Source organism: Oceanobacillus saliphilus, from assembly GCF_023522835.1.
Classification (GTDB): Bacteria; Bacillota; Bacilli; order Bacillales; family Amphibacillaceae; genus Oceanobacillus; species Oceanobacillus saliphilus.
Map to the genome: position 1 here is coordinate 72,764 of NZ_JALCZU010000006.1, position 26,249 is coordinate 99,012.

The 26,249-nt window shown below is 38.7% G+C and carries 28 protein-coding genes and 1 riboswitch; of the genes, 7 read left to right on the plus strand and 21 right to left on the minus strand.

Features of this window, described 5'->3' with window-relative positions; genetic code table 11:
* Positions 1-22: 22 nt before the first annotated feature.
* The 20 genes from MN204_RS11335 to MN204_RS11430 form a co-directional block, all read right to left on the minus strand.
* A complete protein-coding gene (locus MN204_RS11335) occupies positions 23-1,111 on the minus strand; it encodes an HD-GYP domain-containing protein (protein WP_249871190.1) in 1,089 nt (362 codons plus the stop codon).
* A 286-nt stretch (positions 1,112-1,397) separates the two neighbouring features.
* Positions 1,398-1,706: a YunC family protein gene (locus MN204_RS11340; protein WP_249871191.1), complete on the minus strand. Its 309-nt coding sequence runs from the start codon at positions 1,704-1,706 to the stop codon at positions 1,398-1,400.
* 84 nt (positions 1,707-1,790) lie between these two features.
* Positions 1,791-3,191 carry a bifunctional metallophosphatase/5'-nucleotidase gene (locus MN204_RS11345; RefSeq protein ID WP_249871192.1) on the minus strand — a complete coding sequence of 467 codons (1,401 nt, stop codon included), beginning with the start codon at positions 3,189-3,191 and terminating at the stop codon, positions 1,791-1,793.
* A gap of 12 nt (positions 3,192-3,203) precedes the next feature.
* Positions 3,204-4,025: a sulfite exporter TauE/SafE family protein gene (locus MN204_RS11350; protein ID WP_249871193.1), complete on the minus strand. Its 822-nt coding sequence runs from the start codon at positions 4,023-4,025 to the stop codon at positions 3,204-3,206.
* A gap of 134 nt (positions 4,026-4,159) precedes the next feature.
* Positions 4,160-5,557 carry a Fe-S cluster assembly protein SufB gene (gene sufB, locus MN204_RS11355; RefSeq protein ID WP_249871194.1) on the minus strand — a complete coding sequence of 466 codons (1,398 nt, stop codon included), beginning with the start codon at positions 5,555-5,557 and terminating at the stop codon, positions 4,160-4,162.
* A gap of 40 nt (positions 5,558-5,597) precedes the next feature.
* Complete coding sequence (gene sufU, locus MN204_RS11360; RefSeq protein ID WP_249871195.1) at positions 5,598-6,035, minus strand: Fe-S cluster assembly sulfur transfer protein SufU; 438 nt, start codon at positions 6,033-6,035, stop codon at positions 5,598-5,600.
* On the minus strand, positions 6,022-7,245 hold the full coding sequence (locus MN204_RS11365; protein WP_249871196.1) for a cysteine desulfurase: 1,224 nt from the start codon (positions 7,243-7,245) through the stop codon (positions 6,022-6,024). Before MN204_RS11365 ends, sufU begins: the two co-directional genes overlap by 14 nt.
* Positions 7,245-8,555, minus strand: a complete 1,311-nt coding sequence (gene sufD / locus MN204_RS11370) for a Fe-S cluster assembly protein SufD (RefSeq protein WP_249871197.1) — start codon at positions 8,553-8,555, stop codon at positions 7,245-7,247. The genes MN204_RS11365 and sufD overlap by 1 nt, the downstream gene beginning before the upstream one ends.
* A gap of 16 nt (positions 8,556-8,571) precedes the next feature.
* Positions 8,572-9,357, minus strand: a complete 786-nt coding sequence (sufC, locus tag MN204_RS11375; RefSeq protein ID WP_249871198.1) for a Fe-S cluster assembly ATPase SufC — start codon at positions 9,355-9,357, stop codon at positions 8,572-8,574.
* A gap of 343 nt (positions 9,358-9,700) precedes the next feature.
* Positions 9,701-9,871, minus strand: a complete 171-nt coding sequence (locus tag MN204_RS11380; protein WP_249871359.1) for a YuzK family famiily protein — start codon at positions 9,869-9,871, stop codon at positions 9,701-9,703.
* A 209-nt stretch (positions 9,872-10,080) separates the two neighbouring features.
* Entirely contained in the window at positions 10,081-10,935 is an 855-nt protein-coding gene (locus MN204_RS11385) for a MetQ/NlpA family ABC transporter substrate-binding protein (RefSeq protein WP_249871199.1), read from the minus strand.
* Positions 10,936-11,003: 68 nt separating this feature from the next.
* Positions 11,004-11,672, minus strand: coding sequence for a methionine ABC transporter permease (locus tag MN204_RS11390; RefSeq protein WP_249871200.1), 669 nt, complete (start codon positions 11,670-11,672; stop codon positions 11,004-11,006).
* Entirely contained in the window at positions 11,662-12,693 is a 1,032-nt protein-coding gene (locus tag MN204_RS11395) for a methionine ABC transporter ATP-binding protein (RefSeq protein WP_249871201.1), read from the minus strand. The genes MN204_RS11390 and MN204_RS11395 overlap by 11 nt, the downstream gene beginning before the upstream one ends.
* 169 nt (positions 12,694-12,862) lie before the next feature.
* Positions 12,863-12,970: riboswitch (SAM riboswitch) on the minus strand.
* 182 nt (positions 12,971-13,152) lie between these two features.
* Positions 13,153-13,461 carry a thioredoxin family protein gene (locus MN204_RS11400; protein WP_368858665.1) on the minus strand — a complete coding sequence of 103 codons (309 nt, stop codon included), beginning with the start codon at positions 13,459-13,461 and terminating at the stop codon, positions 13,153-13,155.
* 18 nt (positions 13,462-13,479) lie between these two features.
* Complete coding sequence (locus MN204_RS11405) at positions 13,480-13,836, minus strand: toprim domain-containing protein (protein ID WP_249871202.1); 357 nt, start codon at positions 13,834-13,836, stop codon at positions 13,480-13,482.
* 110 nt (positions 13,837-13,946) lie between these two features.
* The gene (gene gcvH, locus MN204_RS11410; RefSeq protein WP_249871203.1) at positions 13,947-14,327 is read right to left on the minus strand and encodes a glycine cleavage system protein GcvH; all 381 of its coding nucleotides are present in this window, start codon (positions 14,325-14,327) and stop codon (positions 13,947-13,949) included.
* Between the two features lie 72 nt (positions 14,328-14,399).
* Complete coding sequence (locus MN204_RS11415) at positions 14,400-14,756, minus strand: arsenate reductase family protein (RefSeq protein WP_249871204.1); 357 nt, start codon at positions 14,754-14,756, stop codon at positions 14,400-14,402.
* Between the two features lie 151 nt (positions 14,757-14,907).
* A complete protein-coding gene (locus MN204_RS11420) occupies positions 14,908-16,692 on the minus strand; it encodes an acyl-CoA dehydrogenase FadE (protein WP_249871205.1) in 1,785 nt (594 codons plus the stop codon).
* A gap of 80 nt (positions 16,693-16,772) precedes the next feature.
* Positions 16,773-17,948, minus strand: a complete 1,176-nt coding sequence (locus tag MN204_RS11425; protein ID WP_249871206.1) for an acetyl-CoA C-acetyltransferase — start codon at positions 17,946-17,948, stop codon at positions 16,773-16,775.
* Positions 17,949-17,968: 20 nt separating this feature from the next.
* Positions 17,969-20,356: a 3-hydroxyacyl-CoA dehydrogenase/enoyl-CoA hydratase family protein gene (locus MN204_RS11430; RefSeq protein WP_249871207.1), complete on the minus strand. Its 2,388-nt coding sequence runs from the start codon at positions 20,354-20,356 to the stop codon at positions 17,969-17,971.
* A gap of 265 nt (positions 20,357-20,621) precedes the next feature.
* On the opposite strand from MN204_RS11430, the gene MN204_RS11435 reads away from it, so the two are divergent.
* From MN204_RS11435 to MN204_RS11465, 7 genes are all read left to right on the plus strand, one after another.
* Positions 20,622-21,677 (plus strand): metal ABC transporter solute-binding protein, Zn/Mn family, encoded by a 1,056-nt coding sequence (locus MN204_RS11435; protein WP_249871208.1) that lies wholly within the window; start codon positions 20,622-20,624, stop codon positions 21,675-21,677.
* 70 nt (positions 21,678-21,747) lie between these two features.
* Positions 21,748-22,503 (plus strand): metal ABC transporter ATP-binding protein, encoded by a 756-nt coding sequence (locus MN204_RS11440; RefSeq protein ID WP_249871209.1) that lies wholly within the window; start codon positions 21,748-21,750, stop codon positions 22,501-22,503.
* Positions 22,504-22,519: 16 nt separating this feature from the next.
* Positions 22,520-23,371, plus strand: coding sequence for a metal ABC transporter permease (locus MN204_RS11445; protein ID WP_249871210.1), 852 nt, complete (start codon positions 22,520-22,522; stop codon positions 23,369-23,371).
* The gene (locus tag MN204_RS11450; RefSeq protein WP_249871211.1) at positions 23,368-23,781 is read left to right on the plus strand and encodes a Fur family transcriptional regulator; all 414 of its coding nucleotides are present in this window, start codon (positions 23,368-23,370) and stop codon (positions 23,779-23,781) included. Before MN204_RS11445 ends, MN204_RS11450 begins: the two co-directional genes overlap by 4 nt.
* Before the next feature lie 6 nt (positions 23,782-23,787).
* Complete coding sequence (locus MN204_RS11455; protein WP_249871212.1) at positions 23,788-24,168, plus strand: fluoride efflux transporter FluC; 381 nt, start codon at positions 23,788-23,790, stop codon at positions 24,166-24,168.
* Positions 24,165-24,509, plus strand: coding sequence for a fluoride efflux transporter FluC (locus tag MN204_RS11460; protein WP_249871213.1), 345 nt, complete (start codon positions 24,165-24,167; stop codon positions 24,507-24,509). The genes MN204_RS11455 and MN204_RS11460 overlap by 4 nt, the downstream gene beginning before the upstream one ends.
* Before the next feature lie 220 nt (positions 24,510-24,729).
* Complete coding sequence (locus MN204_RS11465) at positions 24,730-25,158, plus strand: SH3 domain-containing protein (RefSeq protein ID WP_249871214.1); 429 nt, start codon at positions 24,730-24,732, stop codon at positions 25,156-25,158.
* Between the two features lie 131 nt (positions 25,159-25,289).
* On the opposite strand, the gene MN204_RS11470 is transcribed toward MN204_RS11465, so the two are convergent.
* Positions 25,290-26,093, minus strand: a complete 804-nt coding sequence (locus MN204_RS11470) for a VLRF1 family aeRF1-type release factor (protein WP_249871215.1) — start codon at positions 26,091-26,093, stop codon at positions 25,290-25,292.
* Positions 26,094-26,249: the final 156 nt, after the last annotated feature.

Sequence of the window (26,249 nt, forward strand, 5' to 3'; positions counted from 1 at the left end):
TGATTTGTATGACATTTGTTTACTAAATATCTGTCAGAACGGCGGTAATGGTTATGTTGACAACATTTCCTAGGTTGAGTTCATAAATCTCGTCCACGTCTTTTCCGTTCTCTTTAATAATTCTCAATACAGGGCGATCACATAGTTCCTCGTTTTGTCTAATAACAATTCCTTGTCTTCCATCACTCAATTCTACAGCTAGACCTTCCGGATATACAGCGATGCTCTTCTTGAATGCTTCTACCATTTCTTTATCGAAAAGGCTCATTGCACCCGCATATAGAATTTCCAATCCTTCATGAGGAAGCATTGCATCCCTGTATACGCGATTGCTTGTTACAGCGTCGAATACATCTGCAATCCCAATCAGTTTAGCATATGGTAGCATATCTTTTTCAGATATGCCGCGAGGATAACCTGAACCATCAAGCCGTTCATGATGCTGATAGGCACAATGGGCAATTACAGAAGAGATGCCCGAATGTTTTCTAAGATAATCATACCCAATTTGTGTATGACTTTTAATAATTTCAAACTCTTGATCTGTCAGCCGGTTGGGTTTATGCAAAATATCAGGATCAATAAAGATTTTCCCAACATCATGTAGCATAGCCCCAACACCTATCTCTACTAAAGCCTTTTGTGGGTATTTTAGCTGAACTCCTATTGCAAGAGAGTAGATGGCTACATTAAGAGAATGCTGAAAAACATAATCATCGGAAATGAAAATGTCGGAAAGCAATGTCAATGACTTCTCATTAGTCTGTATTTCCTTAAGAATCTGTTCTACCACGTTTCCAAGATCCTTATTCTTTTTATCTAATATATACGATTTTTCCATCATGCCATCTTTTTTGATTTGCTTAAATACATTTTTAATTGTTTTCGTAGCTTCTCTGCGAAGATTATCGGGTATAAGTGATTCCGGATAAATATCTTTCGTATGTATATCTTCAATATATATGTATGTAATTCCTTGCTCAAGCAGTCTTTTGATGATTTGTGTTGTTAAAGACATACCCTTTGCCAACAGTACAACACCGTTTTCGTTATAGATGGATTGCGCAAGAATTGTTCCCGGTTTGATTGATTTCGTACTCGCAAGTTTCATAATGATCCCCTAACATCGACATGATTCAATTAAAAAACGAAGGATTTTTTTGCCTGAGCCTTTCGGCGAATCCTTTAGGCACTTATACAGATAAGTAAATTTTATACTATCCTACCTGTGTAGAAGAGGCCTTGTTCTTATTAAATAGTATCAGAAATTGTAAAGATATGCTATGAAAATATTACAATTATTAGCACAAATAACCAATTTACTAATTAAACAGAAACTGCATGCAGATTTCCAACAACAGAAAAAATGCCTCCCAAGCGGAAGACATTTATCATGTTCACGATATTTTTAGTAAGGCATCTTTTCCTGTCATACCAGGTTCCCATCCATATGCTTTTGAAGCATCCGTGATTTTTTCCAATGGTGCATTCAGCAATTCATCGATGGTACGTACACCAACTGCACGGCCTGCTATGACGTTCCGTTCCTTTAGTTTCGGAATTTCATTAAAGATATCAACGTCTAATGCCGCACACATAATATAGCCGATGTCATTCGATATCGTTAACAATGTAGTTTTTGGAAGCTCTACACTAATGGCCGTAAAGATCATACCATCTACTTCAAGCGGATTTATCGTAATCATAATTATGACTGCCCCCTTCACATTTCACCTTATATTTGTATGCAAAGAGGGGGCAACGTGTCACAGATCATCTTGCAAATACATTCATGAAGAGAATTTACGGCGTAATGTAGTTGCAAGTAGGTCACGGAGTAATTCAGGTACATAATAATGCTTTGTATCCGATTTGGCTACTTCAGGTAATAGCCTGCCAAATGTAAATGTATCTGCAGTAGCAATATAATACGTATGATCAGGATCTACCTGCTTTCCATTATCGAGCAAAACCTGCTTTACATATTCTCCGCCATTTTTGTGAAAAGCAGTCTCAACAGTCAGTCCGGAAAACATCATTCTTCCAAGTAATTCCCCGCGAAAACCAAATCCTTTCAGTTTCAGTTCCATAAAATCCTTTGACAATGATGCACGAATTACCTCAATCAATTCGCCCCCTTTTAAGTCAACAACAACAGGATTTATTGGGTGTGGGCAGATTCGATGTATATCTCCATAGGTGACATCACCGGCCGGCAATCCATCCAGCAGCAAGCCTGAATTCAACATAGCAGCATCTGCATTGGTCCACTGTTTAATGGTGTTCGTCAATTCCTGCATAAGCGGGGTTTCCGTAAACCAACTCACTTCAAGCGGCTGCTCCATATGAACTACTGTTTCCCCCAGCAAATCATCAGCTTCTTTCTGTAACGCATTCAACTGCTGCTCTGTTTCTACATCTTTGGTAGCATTCGTAATATCGGTCGTAAAAGCCTCTTTTTTGACAAGACGCTTCTGATCATGATCCCAGGTTAAAATGACTTCTCCAATAAACGAGCAATGCTTTCCTGCAGCTGTTATGACGGTATTATTTAGATATTCACCGTTTCTCAACAGGTGATGGGTATGACCGCCAATAATGACATCGATATCATCATACCTTCTTGCAATTTCCTGATCAACACTGATACCAAGGTGTGACATCACGATAATGATATCAACAGATTTTTTCAACTCGGCAAGGTGTTTATCCAGTGCATCAAACTCTGATGAAATATGCCAGTCCAGCAAATTATAAAAAGCATTGAATGGAGCGGTCAGCCCAATCAAGCCTATTTTGATTCCATTAACCGATTCAATTTTAATTTTCTCATTAAGCCAAGAAGGCTGTATGTTATCTGTACTGTTTAGGTTCGCACAGACAACTTGAAAATCAGCCTCATCATAAAGATGATATAAATCTTTATGGGATAGTGTGATCCCTTCATTGTTTCCAATGGTTACAAAATCGTACTTGGCATCGTTTAATAGCTGTATATTAGACTTGCCCATAGAGGCTTCCGTAATGGGATGAGAACGGTCCACATGATCTCCAATATCAATTATCCAACTTGATTCTCCCCTTCTTTTACGGAGAGCCTTTTTCTCTTTCAAAAATCCAGTAACCCGGGGCCACTGCTCAAAATTACTATGTAAATCATTGGTATAATAAAAATAAAGTTTTTCTTCCATATTGATAACTCCTTAGGATAACCCTTGATATATCATCCGCAAACCGATAAAAACAAGCAATACCCGCAATGCTAATTCCAATGTCTTCCCAGGCAACATTTGATTTACCTTCGCTCCAAGTCTACCACCAATCCATGATCCAGGTATAAAGAAAAGCACATATGCCCAGGCGATATGTCCGAGTGCAATATGCGTACTGGCGCCTACAATACTTACAAAGAAAATCATAAACATCGATGTAGCGGTTGCCACATGTGCAGGAAATCCGAAAAGTAAAATCATTGCCGGCACCATAATCGAACCGCCGCCAATTCCAAACAAACCGGATAACGTTCCTACTAGTAATGATAATATAAATGCAATCGGAATAGAGACACGGTAACGGAAGGTTTCCCCGTAAAGTTCAAATGTGCGGACACCTCGTTCATCTCCAGTAAATCGCTGCTTACTGGAAGGTTGTCTTTTAATAAAAAATAATAACGATATTCCTATCATTAATATACCAAAATACATTAAAAATGACTGAGAATCAATAAATTGATTTAGCCAGGAACCAAGTACGCCACCAGGGATACTTCCAATCAAAAAAAGAAATCCCGTTTTATAATCTACCCTTTTCCCTTTGGCATAAGCCAAGGTGGAAGATAATGCGGTAACTACCATCGTTATTAAAGAAATACCAACGATTGCCTGTGGGGTTGCCCAGGCAAACCCTTCTGAAATAGAACTCATAAACAACAAAGCGGGAACCAGAATAATCCCTCCACCCAGTCCCATCATCGATCCGACAAACGCGGTAATAACCCCAATAACCAAGCACATTAAAATAACCAAACTAATCCCTACCATCCTCTATATACTAATACCTATCTTATCACAAACCGGTGCCTGTCACTCCCCGAATTTTGTCGAATTTACATCAAAAAACCTCAAACCGGAATTACCGATTTGAGGTTTTGAAGTTATACTTAACCGATTGAACCTTCCATCTCAAACTTAATCAGACGGTTCATTTCTACTGCATATTCCATTGGAAGTTCTTTTGTGAATGGCTCAATGAAGCCCATGACGATCATTTCTGTTGCTTCTTCTTCCGTCAATCCTCTACTCATCAGGTAGAATAATTGCTCTTCAGAAACTTTGGAAACTTTCGCTTCGTGTTCCAATGAAATGTTATCATTCAGAATTTCATTGTATGGAATTGTATCGGAGAACGATTCGTTATCCATGAGTAACGTATCACATTCAATGTTTGCACGTGCGCCATCTGCTTTACGTCCGAAATGAACAAGTCCACGATACGATACTTTCCCACCTTGTTTAGAGATGGATTTCGAAACAATTGTGGATGATGTGTTTGGTGCCAGGTGGTGCATTTTAGCTCCTGCATCCTGCATTTGTCCTTTACCTGCTATAGCGATAGAAAGCGTATTACCACGAGCACCTTCACCTCTTAGGAGGATGGCAGGGTATTTCATTGTTAATTTAGAACCGATGTTACCATCAATCCATTCCATCGTTGCATTCTCATCACATACTGCACGTTTCGTTACTAGGTTATACACATTGTTTGCCCAGTTTTGAATCGTTGTATAACGGCAATATGCATCTTTCTTAACAATAATCTCAACAACTGCACTGTGAAGTGAGTTTGTTGTATACACTGGTGCTGTACAACCTTCTACATAGTGAACAGATGCACCTTCGTCAACGATAATCAATGTTCTCTCAAATTGCCCCATATTTTCAGAGTTAATACGGAAGTATGCTTGTAATGGTGTAGTTGTTTGAACACCTTTTGGAACATAGATGAATGATCCACCAGACCATACAGCAGAGTTAAGAGCAGAGAATTTATTATCCGAATAAGGAATTATTTTACCAAAGTATTCTCTAAAGAGATCTTCATGTTCTCGCAATGCAGTATCTGTATCTGTAAATAGGATACCCAAATCTGATAAATCTTGTTTCAAGCTATGGTATACAACTTCCGATTCGTATTGTGCTGATACACCAGCCAAATATTTTTGTTCTGCTTCAGGAATTCCAAGCTTATCAAATGTCTGCTTGATTTCTGCAGGAACTTCATCCCAAGTTGTTCCTTGTTTTTCAGATGGTTTTACATAATAAATGATCTCATCAAAGTCCAAACCAGTAAGATCCCCACCCCATTGTGGCATTGGGCGCTTATAGAAATGCTCAAGAGCTTTCAGGCGATAATCCAGCATCCACTGTGGTTCTTCTTTCAATTTGGAGATTTCTTCGACGACTTTCTTTGTTAAGCCTCTTTCCGTACGAAAAACAGAGACATCTTTATCAGAAAAACCATATTTATATTCATCGATTTCCGGCATATTCTTAGCCATTTATAAAACCTCCTATTGGTATTTTTTTAAAAAATATACCTTAGTCTTCGTTTACACCTTTTTCCATAGCCTTCCAAGCTAAAGTGGCACATTTAATTCTTGCTGGAAATTTAGAAACACCTTGTAGTGCTTCAATATCTTCCAAATCAAATTTTTCTGTGTCAATATCTTTTCCAAGCATCATATCAGAAAAAGTATGGGACATGTTAATTGCATCTTCCACTTTTTTTCCTTTAATTGCCTCTGTCATCATGGAAGCAGATGACATACTGATTGAGCAACCTTCTCCGTCAAATTTGGCATCTTTGACAATACCATCTTCAACTTGCATTTGCAGTTGGATCCGGTCACCACAGGTCGGGTTATTCATATCTATTGTCACGGCATCACCATCAACAATATTTCCGCGGTTTTTTGGATTCTTATAATGATCCATAATTACTTGTCGGTAAAGTGTATCAAGGTTATTTAAAGCCATTGCCAAAATACTCCTTTGTTTTTAACAGTCCATCCACAAGATTATCAATATCTTCATTTGTATTATAAAGATAGAAGCTTGCACGTGCAGTTGCAGATACTTCCAGCCATTTCATCAATGGTTGTGCACAATGATGTCCAGCACGTACTGCAATCCCAAATGAATCGAGTACTGTCGCTGTATCATGCGGATGAACATCATCTATATTAAAAGTAACAAGTCCTGCACGTTTTTCTGGACCATAGATTGTCATACCATCTATTGTGCGTAATTGCTCCATTGCATAATCTGCTAATTTTTGTTCATGTTCCAAAATGTTATCCTGGCCAACTTCTTGAAGAAAGTCAATTGCTGCTCCAAGTCCGATGGCTCCTGCGATGATTGGTGTTCCGCCTTCAAATTTCCATGGCAGTTCTTTCCATGTTGAATCATAAAGATTTACGAAATCAATCATTTCTCCACCGAATTCCACTGGTTCCATATCTTCCAGAAGTGCCCTTTTACCATACAATACCCCGATCCCGGTCGGGCCACACATTTTATGTCCCGAGAAAGCATAGAAATCGCAGTCCAGTTCCACAACATCAACCTGAATATGCGGGGCACCTTGCGCACCATCAATAACAATGACTGCACCATGATCATGTGCAATTTTGGCAATTTCCTTGATAGGATTAATGGTACCAAGTACATTAGAAACATGTGTTATTGCTACAATTTTCGTATTATCCGTCACCGTTTCACGGACATCGTCCAATGTAATGGTGCCATCACTTTGCAATGGGATATATTTTAATGTTGCACCAGATGCTTTTGCAGCCTGCTGCCAAGGGATGATATTACTGTGATGTTCCATAGGGGTTATCACAATTTCATCCCCAGCTTTTAGTTTGTTGCGTCCATAACTGGTTGCAATTGTATTAATTGCGGTAGTTGTACCACGGGTAAAGATAACTTCAGCTGTGCTCTTCGCATTGATAAAATTACGGACCTTTTCACGGGCACCTTCATATTTATCTGTAGCACGGGTACCCAGCGTGTGGACACCACGGTGTACGTTCGAATTATCCTCACGATAATACTTATTGATTGCTTCAATAACAGACACCGGTTTTTGGGATGTAGCTGATGAGTCAAGATATACTAACGGATGGCCATTTACTTCCTGATTTAAGATCGGAAACTGTTCTTTAATGGCTTTGACATCCATCAATTAACTTTCCTTTCAATGACTTGAGTCAATTGTTTTCTTACTGACTCAATAGGGATTTGGGATACGACCGGATCAAGGAAACCGTGAATTACAAGGCGTTCTGCTTCTTCCTTTTTCAGTCCGCGGCTCATCAGATAGTACATTTGTAACGGATCTACACGTCCAACAGAAGCTGCATGACCAGCGGTTACATCATCTTCATCAATCAAAAGAATTGGGTTAGCATCACCACGGGCTTTTTCACTTAACATAAGTACACGTGATTCTTGCTCGGAGTTAGACTTGGACCCACCATGTTCGATTTTTCCAATTGCATTGAAAATAGTTGTTGCACTGCCTTTCATAACACCACGTTGCAGAATATAGCCATCTGTCGCTTTTCCATATTGGCGTATGCTTGATGTAAAGTTCTGTGTTTGCTTCCCACGTCCAACAGTAACAGCTTTTGCCTCTGATTTTGAATTGTCACCAATCAGATAAGTGATATTTTCAGAAACGGTATTACCATCATTCATTTGTCCCAACGCCCAGTTGATCTTTGCATCACGATGAGCAACTCCACGACGATTGATGTATGTTGTTGTACCGGCTGCAAAGTTATCAACTGCACCATATGCAACCTGTGCATTGTCATGTGCAAATACTTCGGTTATGACATTTGCAACTGTTTGCTGCTCATCATTATGGGAAATATAGTTTTCCACATAAGTAAGTGCACTTCCTTCTTCTGCTACCAAAAGTACATGGTTGAATAAAGCTGTTTGAGCATCTTCCTGCCAGAATATAGCTTGTAACGGCGCTTCAACATGAACATTTTTAGGGATGTAAATAAATATCCCACCGTTCATTAAAGCTGTATGAAGTGCTGTCAAACGGTTTTGATCAACAGATACAGCATCTTTCATATAATACTTTTCAACAAGATCACTGTGGTCGTTCATCGCTGTAAAGATATCCGTAAAAATGACGCCTTTATTTTTGAGATCTTCATTTAATGTATTGTATGCTACAGAATGATTACGCTGAATCAAAAGATTCTCAGCTGTGTTCTCTTCGTCAAAATATGCCTGTAATTCTTTCGGCAAATCTTTTACAGAAGAAACTGCATCTCCTTCTGAAAATTCATGTTTGAAATTACTGAAATTCCAATTACCGATTTTTGTTTTATCCGGTTTTGGCATATCAAGTGTATTTGCAAGTTCCAAAGCGTTAAGGCGCAACGATTTCATCCATTGTGGTTCATTACGATCTTTGGAGAATTGCTCTATATAATCTTTATCAAATGGAAGCTTAGTTTCTACAGTCATATTACCCCTCCTAACGTTACGCGTTTTGTTCAACTGTTTCGTCTTCGATACCCAGTTCTTCTTTAATCCACTCATAACCTTCTGCTTCAAGACGCTTCGCAAGTTCAGGTCCACCTGACTTAACAACTCGTCCTTGCATCATTACATGTACGAAATCAGGTGTAATGTAGTTTAGTAGACGTTGGTAGTGCGTAATAATCAAACAACCGAAATTATCATTTCGCATTTTGTTAATCCCATTGGAAACAACTTTAAGGGCATCTATATCCAGTCCGGAGTCAATTTCATCCAGAATCGCAATCGCTGGTTTTAATTGCATCAATTGAAGAATCTCGTTACGCTTTTTCTCCCCGCCTGAGAATCCTTCATTAAGATAACGTGTAGCCATGCTTTGGTCAATTTCAAGGAAATCAAGATCTTTATCCAATTGTTTAATGAATTTCATTAATGAAACCTCATCGCCTTCTTCGCGACGTGCATTGATTGCAGAACGCAGGAAGTCAGAAGTAGTGACACCGCTTATTTCACTTGGGTATTGCATTGCAAGGAAAAGACCGGCGCGGGCACGTTCATCAACTTCCATTTCAAGAACGTCTTCCCCATCAAGAAGAATGCTTCCTTCTGTAACTTCATATTTTGGATGACCCATGATCGCTGAAGCAAGAGTGGATTTACCAGTTCCGTTCGGTCCCATGATGGCATGGAATTCTCCACCTTTTATCGTAAGGTTTACACCTTTTAATATCTCTTTGTCTTCAATGGATACATGAAGATTTTTAATTTCTAAAACTGATCCTGACATAAAACATACCTCCAAATACTGTATTTTCTAGATTTCAAATGAATTTACATCCATTCTCAATTTATTCTCATTACAATCTTAAAGCATTTCAAATTAATAATCAACTCTTTTAGATTAGCAGTAAAATGGCATTTTTTAAGAGTTTTCACATGTTCTCTAATTGAAAATGGAGGACTCTTTAATAAGAACTTCTCCTATTTTTTTTATTCTACTCGTTTTTCCTATATTAGAAAATAAAAGGCTAATACCTTCGTTGCAATTTTGCAGGTAGGTAAGGTTAACTTTCTGACATGCAAACAAAAAAACACTGATGCTCTATTAATAGAACATCAGCATTCATTTTTTATTTTGGCAATTGACTATCTAGTTCTGAAGCTAACATTTTCGCTTCTTTATATTCCTCTTCTCGTTGCTTTTCAACCTCAATACGTTTTTCAAATTTTCTTCCGTACTCTTCATAGCTCATGTGACGGGATTGCGACATCCCTTTTTCCATTTCAGAGGTATACTTCAAGTCAATTCCACTATTGATAGTGAACCATCCTTTCGAGTGTTTTACAATAATCATGTTAACACAAGGACGATTCCCTTCACAAAACGGATATAAACCTCTTTTCAAGGATAAAACTATTTATTTCCCCATTACAACCGTCAATCGGCTCGCACCATACAATACGATTGATTAACTAGCAAATCCTTTGAAATCCTCAACATTTAAAATTATTAGCTGTCTCCGCCTACTGGCACAACTGCACCAGCATAGTTTTCAATAATAAAGTTTTGAATTTCTTCTGATTGGAGAACTTCAACCAATGTATTCAGTGCTACATTATCTTTATCTTCAGATTTAACAGCAATCACATTCACGTATTCGGATTCTTCGCCTTCAATAAACAACGCATCTTCCAGTGGGTTCAAATCAGCTTCGATTGCATAGTTTGTATTGATGACAACAAGAGCATCTTCTTCTGAATTATAGTATTCCGGCAAAAATGCTGGATCATAATCCGGTGAAAAGCTTAAGTTTTTAGGGTTATCTGCGATGTCTTCCATTGTTGCCTCTGATTTCTCGACACCTTCTTCAAGTGTAAGTAATCCTTCCGCTTCAAACAAAGACAGGATTCTGCCGTGATCTGCAACAGAATTGCTCAAGATTACTTCTGTACCATCTGGAATCTCATCAATACTCGTTATATTTTGAGAATATACGCCCATTGGTTCTACATGAATACCACCAAGGGATTCAATTTCATAGCCAGTGTCAGCCACTGTTTGGTTCAAATATGGGATATGCTGAAAATAGTTAGCATCCAGCTCCCCACTTGCCAGGTCATCATTCGGAAATACATAATCCTGATATTCTTCAATAGTTAATGTAATCCCTTGTTCTTCTAGTAACGATTGTGCTTCTTCCAAAATTTCAGCATGTGGAACACTTGAAGCTCCTACTGTAATCTCCGTTGTTTCTTCTGTTCCTTCCGTTGTTCCCTCTTCACTTCCTGTATCTGTATTGCCTCCCCCACAGGCAGCCAATAGTAATACAAATGCTAATGTTAATAATCCTAGAATTTTTTTCATGCTTTTCTCTCCTTCTTTATTAATATATAGTTAAAATAGGTAAATGGCCTATTTACACATGAATTTACTTATCTTTTATCCATTTTGTTAGTAATAAAGTCCCCAATAAATTGGAAAATAAATACGATAATTACAATAATCACTGTACAGAAAAACACGGTATCGAAGTCTCGGCGTTGGAATCCGAAATAATATGCATAGTTACCAAGTCCACCTGCTCCAATCACCCCGGCCATTGCCGTATAACCGATTAACGCAATCGCAGTAACTGTCAGTCCAGAGACAAGTGCAGGCATTGATTCAGGTATAAGAACCTTGAAAATAATGGTACTTGTTTTTGCCCCCATTGATTTGGCTGCCTCGACAACTCCCTTATCTACTTCCTTTAATGCAATCTCAACAAGTCTGCCATAGAACGGGGCAGAGCCAATAATCAGTGCAGGCAGTGCTGCATTTGGACCCCTTATTGTGCCAATCAGAAAATCGGTAAACGGGAATAACAATAAAATCAGGATAATAAAAGGTATTGCACGAAATATATTTACAAAAGCGGCTACGATTAAATTAATATATTTATTTTGCCATATACCTTCTTTTGCAGTCAGATAGAGCAATAAACCTAAAATGATTCCTAAAATACATGTCCCGATTAATGCCAAGATTGTCATGTAAAACGTTTCATAGGTTGCTTCCAGGAGGTTGTCCAACTTAATGTTTGGAAATAACTCAGTTAGCATCACGAATAACCTCCACTTCTACTGAGGTTTCTTCCTGAATAAAGCGAACGGCCTTATTGATTTCCTCAATACCCCCTTTAGCCTGAACGAATAATGTCCCATATCCACCAGCCTGTGTCTGCACGATTTTACCTTGCAGAATATTGAGTTCCACATCGAACTTTTTTGCCAATTTGCTAATAAGGGCCTGGTTCGTTGTTTCACCGAGAAAATGCAAACGAAGAATTTTCCCATCATTATAATTATCTATTAAGTTCGATATATCCTCATCCGCTTCACTTGATCCCATAATCTGTTCCACAAATTTCTTAGTTACTGATTTTTTAGGATGGGTGAATACATCAAGAACGTTTCCCTGTTCAACTATTTTCCCCTGCTCCATGACGGCCACTTGATTACAAATTTTACGAATGACATGCATTTCGTGGGTAATCAGAATAATTGTCAGGCCGAACTTCTGGTTAATATCCACCAATAGGTTCAAAATAGAGTTGGTAGTTTCGGGATCCAATGCGGAAGTTGCTTCATCACAAAGCAGTACTTTCGGATTATTCGCAAGTGCACGTGCTATTCCTACACGTTGCTTCTGACCACCGCTTAATTGGGATGGGTATGCTTTTTCACGTCCACTTAATCCAACAAGGTCAATCAATTCCTGGACACGTTTTGAACGATCTGCTTTGGAAATGCCTGCTATCTCTAATGGAAAAGCAATATTATCTTCAACCGTTCTCGACCAAAGTAAATTGAAGTGCTGAAAAATCATTCCAATCTCCTGGCGCGCCAGACGTAACTGTTTTGGATTTAATGACGTAATTTCCCTATTATCGATCGTAACTTTACCAGAAGTGGGTTCTTCCAGTCTGTTAAGCAGACGAACAAAGGTACTTTTTCCGGCACCACTGTATCCAATCACACCGTATATCTCGCCTTCTTTTATAGTAAGCGTCAAATCATCAACGGCTATAATCTTTTTCTTATTTAACGAAAAGATTTTATTTAAACCCTCAATCGATATCACTTTTTAACCTCCTCATAACATAGTGGCATCATCGACCGATACGACCTATTTTTTTGAAAACTTTAGCAACTGCCTAAGCCTTTGGGTGAATGACTTAGTTGCAAAAAACAGCAAAAAACGCCAATCTGTCCGAGAACAGAAAGACGTCTTATTATAAAAGTCTCACGTTCCCCCATCTGTCAAAGTACTACTTTGCAGGAATTGGCACCTTTCAAATTAAAATTTGAAGGTTGCCGCGGTTTCGCAGGGCCAGTCCCTCCACCGCTCAAGATAAGAGATAGAAATTATTTATTTTTAATCAGTGATACTATCCTAGCATGAGGTTATACCTATGTCAATAAAAAATGCACAAAGCCTCTTTGATTGTTTTTCGGCAGATTAGGAAGGGAGAAAACTTTCCTATCTGCCTAACTGCAACGAAGGCTATCACCGATGATGAACTTGATCACACCCAAGTATTCAAACAAATAATTCCGGTTTATATTTCATCAAATAGCTGTAAATATTGCCTGTCGATTGGAAGGCATAGATTTTCTCCTTAATCTGATTGCCTTCCTTAATTAACAGACACGGAACACTTTCAACCATGTTCTCCTGCATAAAATCAGGATGCAGCGAAGCATTCATTTCATAAAAAAGATCCTCGCCATGCACCGACTCAATTTTTTCTAACATTGCTCTTGCGACACTGCATGTACCGCAAAAAGGAGTATAAATATATAAGAGCATTCGTTCCTGATTGAGTGTTTCTTCTGTAATCTGCTGCACTTTCAACCACCTTAAATCTTAGAATAAAAATATAGGATGGACGGAAAAATGTTTGCTTAGTAATGCGGTTGCAAGAATTTTTTCCGGTGTAGCCGCTACTTCCCGATATTCCCTGCTGACGTAAATATGCTCAGCATGCGGAAGCTCACGAGCAAGCTGCTTACGTAATTTCATTCCGGGTTTATCCTCATCAACCATAATAAACACATCCTTCTCATCCAATTCGTATGTTTCCAGTAATTCATCAAACTTTTCAACACCCATAGTACCATTCGTGCAAACAATCGTAACATTGTCGTTGATAATCTTCTCAATCTGCTTCTTATCTGTCAGTCCTTCGACAATAATTACTTTCTCCGGTTCAGTAGTTATCATCACATAGCACTCCTTATGCAAGCAAGAAAGATGCTTATTTAATTACATTATATGATAAAGTTAAGGCTGACTATACACAAATAGTTGTGTTAGCCAGCCTAATTTGGTTATTATCCTTCAATTAATTCTTTATATTGGTCAGGGGACAGCAATTCTTCCAGTTCAGATTCATTCGTTGTTTCAATAACAAGCATCCAGGCTTTTTCGTATGGAGATTCATTTACAAATTCCGGGCTATCCTCTAGCTCTTCGTTCACTTCAACAACTTTGCCGCTGACTGGAGCGTATAATTCGGAAACAGTCTTCACTGACTCTACACTGCCAAACGGTTCATCTGCTGTCAGCTCGTCTCCAACTTCTGGTAATTCAACAAAAACGATATCACCAAGTTCATCCTGTGCGAAATCAGTGATTCCAATTCTTACTTTTCCATCTTCTTTTTTAATCCATTCATGTTCTTTCGAATATAATAATCCCTGTGGTAAGCTCATTGTTATCCCTCCAATAATTCATTCCATATTACTATACAATCTATTGCGCTTTTTTTCTAGCCCCTATCATCCCTACTTCCAATTTTCCTCGAAAATTTCTTCTTTGAATCCTACTGTTACGTTTTGCCCATCTGTTACAATCGGGCGCTTGATCAGCATTCCGTCTGTTGAGAGAAGCTTCGCCATCTCTTCTGTACTTGCATCTTTAATCTTATCTTTCATATTTAACTCCCGATATTTTTTGCCGCTTGTATTGAAAAATTTCTTAGCAGGAAGTTCACTCTTTTCAATCAAATCTAAAAGTTCTTTTTCAGATGGTGTTTCTTTCACTATATGTACACTTGAATAATCGATATTGTTCTCGTCCAACCATTTCTTTGCATTTTTACATGTACCGCAATTCGGATACCAATAAAATGTCAAGGCCATATTTTCCCTCCTAACAATTATTTTTTGACCCTTACTAAGTGATGTTTGATTTTATCTCATTATACCAAAATAGAAGTCATTTTCCATTGTAAGGACTTCTAAAAACAGAAAGAAAAAAAGTCCCTACCTGAAATGGCAGAGACATTATAAATTATATGACGTATTTTTCTTCTTTAATAATTTCAGCTGCAATTTCCCGTTTTTTCAAAACAACATTTATTGGTGTGTGCCGAGTCAATTTTCGCAACGAGGATAGCATCGTACGCAAAGTATCTCCTTCTTCGACAGTAATTAATGTTTCTTTTGCATCAGCTTCAATTCGATTGAATGCTTCCTGCACATATACCTGTGTATACAGAAGCTTTAAATTGTTTTTTGCTTCTCCTGAATTGCTTATTGCTTTTTCAGTACGGAGAATTGCTGATTCCATATTGTATATTTCCGCAGTCATATCAGCAAGATTCACTAGAATTTCCTGTTCTCTATCCAACTTTTTGCCGAACTTCTGTGCAGCCAGCCCCACTCCAAGCAGGACCATTTTCTTTGCATTTCGTAATAGATATTTCTCCTGCTCCAATGCTTGGGTACCAACTTCTTCCGGCATCATCATCAGTAATTCTTCTTGAAGCCCTTGTGCTTTTTGCAACAATGGCAATTCACCTTTTAATGCCTTTTTCAGAAGTGTGCCTGGTACAAGCAAACGATTTATTTCATTCGTTCCTTCAAAAATACGATTTATTCTTGAATCACGATAAATCCGTTCAACTTCATATTCCTGCATAAATCCATATCCACCGTGCAGCTGCACCGCTTCATCAGCAGTATAATCCAATAGCTCAGTAGCCATATATTTATTCAAGGAACACTCAATCGCATACTCAGCGATTGCACGGGCAACTTCTCTGCCATCCTTTAACTGCTCATCACTTAAAGCTCCCATACGCTGTTCGAATAATCCTACCGTACGATACACCGCACTTTCATTTGCGTAGATTTTAGCTGCCATCGTAGCAAGTTTTTCCTGTGTTAAAGTGAAGCTGGAGATTGGGGTGTTGAATTGCTTGCGCTCATTTACATATTTGGCAGCCAATTCAAGTGCACGCTTGGAACCACCTACACTTCCAACAGCAAGCTTATATCGACCTACATTCAGAATATTGAATGCGATAATATGGCCACGTCCCTTTTCTCCTAAAAGATTTTCCACAGGTACTTCTACATCCTCCAGGATCAATGTACGGGTTGAAGAACTTTTAATTCCCATTTTCTTTTCTTCTACACCTGTTGAAACTCCAGGAAAGTCACGCTCAACTATAAATGCGGAGAAATGCTCGCCATCAATTTTCGCATAAACAATGAATACATCCGCAAAAGCTGAGTTCGTAATCCACTGCTTTTCACCATTCAATAAATAATGGGTACCGGCGTCATTAAGTTTCGCAGTTGTTTTTGCTCCAAGTGCGTCCGATCCTGAGCTTGGTTCGGTCAATGCATATGCAGCCAGTAATTCACCGGTTGCCAATTTTGGTAAGTATTTTTCCTTTTGCTGATCATTACCGAAAAATACAATTGGAAGAGATCCAATACCTACATGGCCACCATGGCTGATTGAAAAACCCCCAGCTCGGGAGAATTTTTCCGTAATTAGGGATGAGCTTATTTTATCTAATGCCAAGCCGCCATACTGTTCTGGAACATCCGCACCTAAAAGTCCGAGCTCCCCAGCTTTTTTCAGAAGCTGCACAGAATGATCAAATTCATGGTTTTCCAGTTTATCGATTAATGGTAATACCTCTCCAACGATGAAGTCTTCCGTAGTTTTGGCAATCATCTTATGCTCTTCTGTGAAATCCTCTGGAGTGATAATGTCGTCACCAGACAAATCTTCTATTAAAAATGCCCCACCTTTAACTAATTTTTCTTTTGTTTCACTCATGATAATCTCCCTTTCATTTATAGAAATTTTCGTTTAACCCTTGAAGTGTTATTACAAAAAAATCAATTTATTTCTCCACATTACAGCAATTCAAATACGCCAGCTGCTCCCATACCACCGCCAATACACATGGTAACGACACCAAATTGTTCATTTCTCCGTTTCATTTCATGTAACAATGTTAGTGTTAATTTTGTGCCGGTACATCCGAGCGGGTGCCCTAGCGCTATTGCGCCACCGTTTACATTTACTTTATCGATATCCAAATTAAGGGCTTGGATAACACGCAACGATTGTGAAGCAAATGCTTCGTTCAGTTCGAATAAGCCAATATCCGACAGTTCCAGTCCTGCAATCCTAAGTGCTTTCGGAATAGCTTCAACCGGTCCGACACCCATGATTTCCGGTTCAACACCTGCTACGGCAAAGGAACGGAATTTCAGCAATGGCTTCAGCCCTTCAGCTTCGGCTTTTTCACGATCCATAACGAGTACTGAAGCCGCACCATCACTCATTTGGGAAGCATTTCCTGCTGTTACGGAACCTTTCCTATGAAATGCAGGGCGTAATGTTGCAAGGATATCCGTTGTAGTTCCAGGTCGAACTCCTTCATCCATTTCAAAAAGAAAACGCTTTTCCTCAATCTTGTTATCTTTACCTACAGTACGCTCGGTAACTTCCACAGGAACAATCTCATCATTGAATTTCCCATCTTTTATTGCTTTCGCTGCACGTTGATGACTTTGGACAGCAAATGCATCCTGATCAGCTCTTGAAATGTCAAAACGGTTAGCTACTTCCTCGGCAGTATGACCCATTCCCATGTAATATCCAGGTGCTTTTTCAACCAATTTCGAATTCGGTTTGAGCACATGTCCACCCATAGGTAGTAGACTCATAGATTCAGCTCCGCCCGCAATAATCGTATCACTTGCTCCGACCATAATACGTTCAGCTGCATAGGCGATACTTTGTAATCCAGATGAACAATAACGGTTAATGGTAATTCCGGGAACATCATTTCCTAGTCCTGCCAACCCAGCAACATTACGTGCCATATTCATACCCTGCTCTGCTTCCGGGGTAGCACATCCTATGATGACATCATCAATATTGCCGTCATATCCACCTGCACGTTTAAGTGTTTCCATGATGGTAATTGCCGCTAAATCATCAGGCCTTGTGTTGGATAGGGATCCTTTTGCCGCCTTTCCTACCGGTGTTCTGGCACCTGCTACAATAACTGCTTCTTTCACATTTCCTCCCCCTTTTTTAGTTAATTACGTAATGGCTTTCCTTTTACAAGCATATGCTGCATTCGAGCTTGTGTCAGCGGTTCAGCGATAAGGCTGAGGAATGCTTCACGTTCCAGATCGAGCATGACCTGTTCGTCGATGAACGTTCCTTCTTTAATTCTTCCACCTGATAATACATATGCTAATTTCTCTGCTATTTTCACATCGTGTTGGGATGCATACCCGCCATATTGCATTGTCCTCGCTCCCATCACCATTGCTGCATAACCAGAGTCACCAACAACCGGGATTTTTTCCCGTATTGGTTTTTTATAACCTGATTTCGCCAATGCTAGCACCCTTTGTTTGGCATCATATAAAAGGTGATCCGGATTTGCGCTGATTCTGTCATTTTTATTAAGGAAGCCATTTTCCAACGCTTCGGCAGCAGATGTCGATACGTTAGCAGTGGCAACTTTTTCAAAAACATGATTAGCTACCTTTGTTAAATCAAAATCTACTCCTTGTGGGAGATTCCGAAGTTCTTTTAAGTAGAGCTCCTTTGTTCCCCCGCCACCTGGAATGAGACCGACACCAAATTCAACCAACCCCATATAGGTTTCCGGTGATGCCTGAATCGCAGCTGCCGGCAGGGAAACCTCGGCTCCGCCACCAAGTGTCATGTTAAATGGAGCAACGACAACCGGTTTCTCGGAATACTTAATTGCCATCGCCATGTTCTGGAACTTTCGCACAACCATATCCAATTCAAAGAAATTATCATCCTGTGCTTCCATGAGCATCATTGCTAGGTTGGCTCCCACACAAAAGTTTTTTCCCTGATTCCCAATAACAAGTCCTTCATAGTTTTTCGATACTTCCTCAATGGAATCATTCACCATTTGGATAATATCAAGACCGATTGCATTGCTTCTTGAGTGGAATTCCAGTAGTGCAACACCATCTCCCATGTCGATTAGGCTCGCTCCACTATTCTTTTTGATTACACCATTGAGCTCTTTAAGGCGCTTTATATGAATCTCTTTTTCATTGAATCTCTGTTCCTTATAGTCACCCTTTTCGTAGTAATATGTGTTGCCTTCGATCGTTTTGTAAAATGATTCATGACCATTTTCAAGCATCGCCAGCACCCAGTCTGGAACAGCCTCTCCCTCTTCCTGCATTCGCTCAACTGAACTGCGCAATCCTATCGCATCCCAAGTTTCAAACGGTCCAAGCTCCCATCCGAACCCCCATTTCATTGCCTTGTCAATGGAAACGACGTCATCTGCAATTTCAAAAAGAAGCTCAGCGGAGTACGTTAACACCGGCTTCAAAATGGACCAGACCAAATCACCGGCCTTATCACCTTTAGCCGATACAAGCGCTTTCATTTTATGGCGTGAATCTTTTTCTTGTTTGGCCATTTCCGTTGCAGCTGTTTTCAGTTTTTTCCGATTCTCGTATTCCATTGATTCTGGGTTTAATTCATAAATCTCACGGTCTTTTTTCACGAAAAACCCTTGGCCGCTTTTTGCTCCAAGCAAGCCTTCATCAAGCATCTTTTTCATGAACTCCGGAATGTCAAATACTTCTTTTTCAGCCCCATTAACCTGATCGTAAACATTTTTTGCCACATGACTGAATGTATCCAATCCGACAACGTCCAACGTTCGGAATGTTGCACTTTTTGGTCTGCCAATAAGTGGACCTGTCACGGAATCAACTTCTCCTACACTGAATCCACCTTTCTGCATTTCCCTTACCGTTACAAGCAATCCGTAAGTGCCAATTCGGTTTGCAATAAAATTTGGTGTATCTTTCGCTTCCACAACACCTTTTCCGAGGACATCTTCTCCAAATTGCTTCATAAAGCGAAGAACTTGAGGATCCGTATGCTTTGTCGGTATGACTTCCAACAGTTTCAGATAGCGTGGAGGGTTGAAAAAATGTGTTCCCAGGAAGTGCTTCTTCATATCTTCCGAGCAATCTTCTATCATTGCCTCCACTGAAATACCTGAGGTGTTGGAGCTTACGATTGTTCCTTTTGTCCGGTAGTTATCTATCGTTGCAAATACTTTCTTTTTTATTTCCAGGTTTTCTACAACTACTTCTATAACCCAATCAACATCAGCCAATTTCTTCATGTCATCTTCCATATTTCCGACTGAAATTAGTTCGAGACTCTGCTTCGTTGTAATTGGAGATGGTTTTTGTTTACGCAGAGCCCTTTTACTGTTCGCTGCGATACGATTCCGTACAACAGGATGGTCCATTGTAAGGCCCTTTTCTACTTCTTCTTTTGTCAATTCACGTGGTACGATATCGAGCATCATAACTGGTATTCCCAAATTAGCGAGGTGGGCAGCTATTCCAGACCCCATCACTCCCGATCCAAGCACAGCTGCACTTTTGATTAAATGCTTCATATTTCGACCTCCAAACATAGTTGAATGAATACTCATTCATTTTTAACTTAAATAAAAAGACAGTTTCCTATCTATCCATCTATATATTACTATAATTTAATTTCTGATATTTCGCAATAGATTTAATTCACTTTTCCTAATGAAGTTAAATAAATTAATCGATTTTAAAAATTATTAGAACCGTAATGATTCCTGTTTACAAATCGTAACCATTACGTTATTATATGGAAAGTGAATTAATCTTGGACGGAGATGATGATAACGAATGAAAAACTTAAAAACTATGATTCTGGTATTATTTTTTAGTATAATTATAGCAGGATGTTCTTCTGCTAACGATGTTTCTTCACATCAAGGAGAAGATCAGCTGGAAATCTATACTTCCATTTATCCTATTCAATATGCTGTTGAAAGAATCGGCGGAGATACTGTTTCAGCGAAGACTGTTTATCCACCAGGGGTAGATGCACATACTTATGAACCGACCACAAAAGACATGACAACTATCGCAGACAGTACTGCATTTATATATATGGGTGCGGGAATGGAAGGTTTTGCCGAAAGTGCTGCAGCTGCACTGGCTTCCCAAGATGTAACTTTAATAGAAATTGGTGTGCACGATGAACTCTACCACACGGGAACTCGCACTGAAGATGGACATGACGAACATTCAACACATTCAGAGGACGAAGATGGGCACACTGAAGATGAACACGCTCATGATAATCATTCAGACCATTCAGATGAGGAGCATGACGAGAGTGAAGAAGCTGATTCACATGATGGGCATAACCATGGTGATCAAGATCCGCATATCTGGATTGACCCATTACGCATGATTGCTATGGCAGAAATTATTAAAAATGAGCTTGTAATAGTAAACCCTGAGGAAGAAGCTCTTTATAATGAAAATTTTGCTGCATTAGAGGCGGAACTTCATGAATTGGACGAAAACTATCAAGATGTATTGGGAACAAAAAAAGATAAACATATACTTGTTTCTCATGCTGCTTTCGGTTATTGGGAAGATAGATACGGAATTGAACAAATAGCCATCAATGGTTTGTCTTCAAGCAATGAACCTTCTCAAAGAGAACTGACCGAAATTATTGATCAAGCTAGAGAATATGATTTGGACTATATCATTTTTGAACAGAACAGTTCAAATCGCGTTTCAGAAGTTATCCAGGGTGAAATCGGAGTAGATTCATTAACCATTCATAATTTGTCTGTATTGACAGAGGAAGATATTAACAATGATGAAGATTATATATCCTTGATGAATTACAATCTGGAAATTCTGGACATCGCTACAAAATAGCAAAAACAAGCACCTTATTTCAAGGTGCTTCCTTCGTTTTTCACAGCGTTAATATGAAAGAGGTGTTACCATGACAGAACCTGTAGTATCCATGAAAAACATACGTTACAGCTATGAAAATAAAAATGTTCTGGCCAATATTAACTTTGAAATTCCCCAAGGCTCCTTCATGGGATTAGTAGGTCCAAACGGTGGTGGAAAAACCACCTTAGTCAAACTTATTCTAGGACTATTGAAGCCAGATCAGGGCTCTATCCATATTTTTAATGAGCCGATAAATAAACTGAAGGACCAAAATAAAATTGGCTTTGTTTCACAAAAGGCAAATTCGTTTAATAAAGGCTTCCCAGCAACCGTATTTGAAGTCGTTTCTGCTGGCCTTACTTCTAAAATCGGCTATTTTAAATTCATTAATAAAGCACATAAATCAAAAATACTGGAAACAATCGATCAGGTTGGAATGCTTGATTATGCTTATGAAAATATCGGCAATCTATCAGGTGGGCAGCAACAGCGAATATTTATTGCCCGTGCTTTAGTCAGTGATCCAGAATTAATAATACTGGACGAACCGACTGTCGGGATCGATTACGAAAATGTTAAGCGATTTTATGAGTTATTGCATCAATTGCATCATGTACAGAACAAAACGCTGCTGCTTGTGACCCATGATACCGGTACAATGACGGAGTATGCGACAGATATTGTTTGTTTGAATAAAACATTACATTTCCACGGTAATCCGGAAGAATATAGTTCCCTTACCGAAAAAGATTTATCTCAATTTTATGGGCATCCCGTAAATATTGTCACCCATAACCATTAAAGTTGGAGGAAACACTATGCTGGCAGATTTTTTTCAATATGATTTTTTAAGATATACGTTTTTAACCGGGTTGCTGATTGGCGTGATTGCCCCTCTGCTTGGTACTTTTATTGTAGTAAGGAGACTTTCCTTAATCGCTGATGCACTTTCACATGTAACACTGGCTGGAATTGCCTTTGGATTGATGGCAGAAAAAAAATTCGGACTAATGATCGGTCCGCTATATAGTGGAATGGTCTTTTCCGTCATTGGCTCTGTACTGATTGAAAAATTAAGAACTATCTATAAAGCCTATCAGGAACTTGCCATACCGATTATATTATCTGCCGGAGTAGGTTTAAGCGTCATTTTCATTTCGATCGCTGATGGATTTAATACAGACTTATTTAATTATCTGTTTGGCTCTGTTTCTGCAGTGAGCAAAAATGACTTTTTTATGATACTTGGTATTTCAATCTTTGTTGTCCTTGTTGTCGTATTTTTATATAAAGAGCTTTTCACCCTATCATTTGATGAAGAACATGCGACTATTTCCGGATTGCACGCAAAACGGATTCACTTATTATTTATCGTTTTGACAGCACTTGTTATTGCAGCCTCCATCCGTATTGTAGGTGTGCTGCTCGTTTCTGCACTTATGACTTTGCCAGTGGCAGCAAGCATGCGACTTGCCAAAGGTTTTAAGCAAATGATGCTATTATCGATATTATTTGGAGAATTATCTGTTATTATAGGATTAGTATCTGGGTATTATTTAAGTATCCCTCCAGGCGGAACAATAGTAATGGTATCCATTATTATCTTACTAATCGCCATCGGAATAAAACGAATCCGTTCCAAACCCGAGAAAGCGAGGAATTCAGCATGAACATAAAGGAAGCAATTGATCTTTTAAAGGATAAAGGCTATAAAACGACTGGAAAAAGAAAAGATATTCTTGCTTATTTTGAAAAAGCAGACGGCTACCGTACAGCTAAAGACTTAATCACCTATTTGGAAAATAGCTATGAAGGAATCAGCTTTGATACGATCTATCGAAACTTACATTTATACAATGAAGTGGGAATACTTGAATCTACAGAACTAAATGGCGAAAAACATTTTCGGATGAATTGTACACATCACCATCATCATCATTTTATTTGCAATGAATGCGGTAAAACAAAAGAAATAGAAGTCTGCCCGATGGATGAAGTTCAGCAGTCACTTGCCAACTATGCAATTGAAGGTCATAAATTTGAAATTTATGGTTTGTGTCCAATGTGCAAAGGAGCATAAATGTAAATGAAATTGTATGTTGCAATAGGTATTGGGGGAATGATCGGTGCAAGTGGACGTTACGGCATTTCCCTACTAGTTGACACGAACGGATTTCCCTTTTCAACATTGATTGTCAATTTAATAGGCTGTTTTATGTTAGCATACCTATTAAATCATTCCTTCATGAAGCAAAAACTATCAGCTGCTGTGTTCGGTGCTCTTACAACCGGCCTAATTGGCTCATTCACCACTTTTTCGGCTCTTGCTGTAGAATATGTTCAATTGTGGGACGCCAATCCAATCGCAGCTCTCAGTTACATCGTCATTACCTTCATTGGTGGATTGGCTTTTAGTTATCTTGGATATCAATTTGCCGACAAAGCTGGAAAGCAGGTTTCCAGATGAATTTATTATTAGTCGCCCTTGGTGGTTTCATAGGAAGTATTACAAGGTATTCCATCTCTATTAAATGGAACAAAAAATTACCTGCTACATGGATTGCCAATATAACAGGATCCATGTTTTTGGCATTCTTATACCATTTCTACACGGAAGGCTCCCTGTCCGATGAAATCTGGCTCTTGCTTGGAGTTGGTTTTTGCGGAGCTTATACCACTTTTTCAACTTTTGGAAATGAGACGCTGCAACTATTGCTGCATCAGCAATACATCTATGCAGGTATCTATGTATTAAGCTCGTTTAGTGTATCGATTTTAGCTGTTTTTACTATCCTCACCTTCTTGTAATGCTTTCCTTCTAACTTGTTGAATATTTCATGTATAATAACTGGGTAATACGTTGGATGGCTTGATCCAGCGAAAATCCGGTCATTATCCAAACACCTGCAAGTGGACTTGGTAACTATTAAAAAACGAAAAGAACTGGAACTAACAGCCAGTTCTTTTCAATTTGCTGTCAGTTCATGTATACTACTTCTAGACATTTATTTTATAGGAGATTTGAAAAATGAACCGAAAAGGAATTCTATTTGGAATACTACTTATTTTATCTGCAGGCTTTATCGCTTTTGTAGCGATCATGCAACATAACTTTATGAATCCGGAAATTCAGGTTAACAGTGTGTCTGATTCTAGTAATGACCATCTTCAAGATACAGCTGATGACGAAGAAACAGAAGATGCTTCCGTTGAAGATGAAGCAAATAGCAAAAGAGCTGAAGAATCACAAGAGGATAACACAATTACTCATTCCACTCGAATTGTATCTGTGGATTTACTTAATGTCCGAAGTGGACCAGGCACGGATTACGAAATTGCCGGTGTACTGATACTTAATCAGGAAGTAGAAGTTGAGGACGATGGTAGTGAATGGGTGAAAATCACCACACCTGATTTTACAGGCTTTGTAAATGAAAAATATTTGACTGAAGAATAACTAGAAAACGAAGGCAAACGTCCAAGGGCTGGACGTTTGTCTTCGTTGCACTTATGAAAGGAAAAAATTTTATACTTCCTTGTGAAAAAAGACAGTGTCTGCTTATACAGACACTGTCTTTTTCTTGTCACTCAGCTAAAAACCTCCTTCATAACTTTTGTCTCTTCATGATCAAGCATATTTTTCTGGATTATTTCATTCACTTGTTTATTCATTTGATTTGACAATTCTTTAGATGCAAAAGGTTCTCCTATGACAACTATTTTTTCCCATTTTCTATCCTTCGCCTGTTTATCAAGCTTAGGAGCAATGCTTTTGTACCATCGTTTTTGATTAGCTTCATAACGCGCTTCAAAATTATCCTTTTGAATATTGGAAGATCCAAGCCCAGTTGTGGAATTAGCTTTCCGTGGCCCCTGCATAACTCTCCATGTTTCTTCCTCCACATCAAGCTCATAGGAGAGCGTGTCCTCCACTTGATTCAAATAGGAATCGATTACTTTAATCTCATTTTGCTGGACAAGGATAATCCCTGTCTTAGGATATGTTTCCTCAATTTGTTTAAGTTGATTTAATTCAGGTGTTTCCTGCCAGTAAAATTCATTCTCCAATCGCATTTGGACAATGTCTGCATACCATACCATTTCATCAGCAGTAGCAAATACAATGATTCCCTTTAATTGCTGTTGTTCACTTTCCTTTATAAACTTTTCAACGTTTTTCTTGACGAGCTGAAAGTTTTTCAATTCCTCTTTGTCATTTGCCTCTTTCAAGTAACTTTCAAAGTTCCGCATACCATTTTTGAAATGGATCTTCCATTCTCCACCTTGTTGGTCAGGATCAGCCGGGTCCGTATTTAAGTACATCGTAAAAACTTTGTTGCTTCCTTCCATTATGACATTCTCCAACTCTTTTAGTTGTTTATTTATAGCCATAAAATTTAGATAACCTCCTAAAGAAATGATATTAGTTATTTATCCTAAACCTGATGTAAATAAACATTTACAGACGGAACAAGAAACCAAATTATTTTGTGGCTGGCACTCTAATTATATCCAGTTAAATATTTGTACGTATTTTATTGGGTTTTA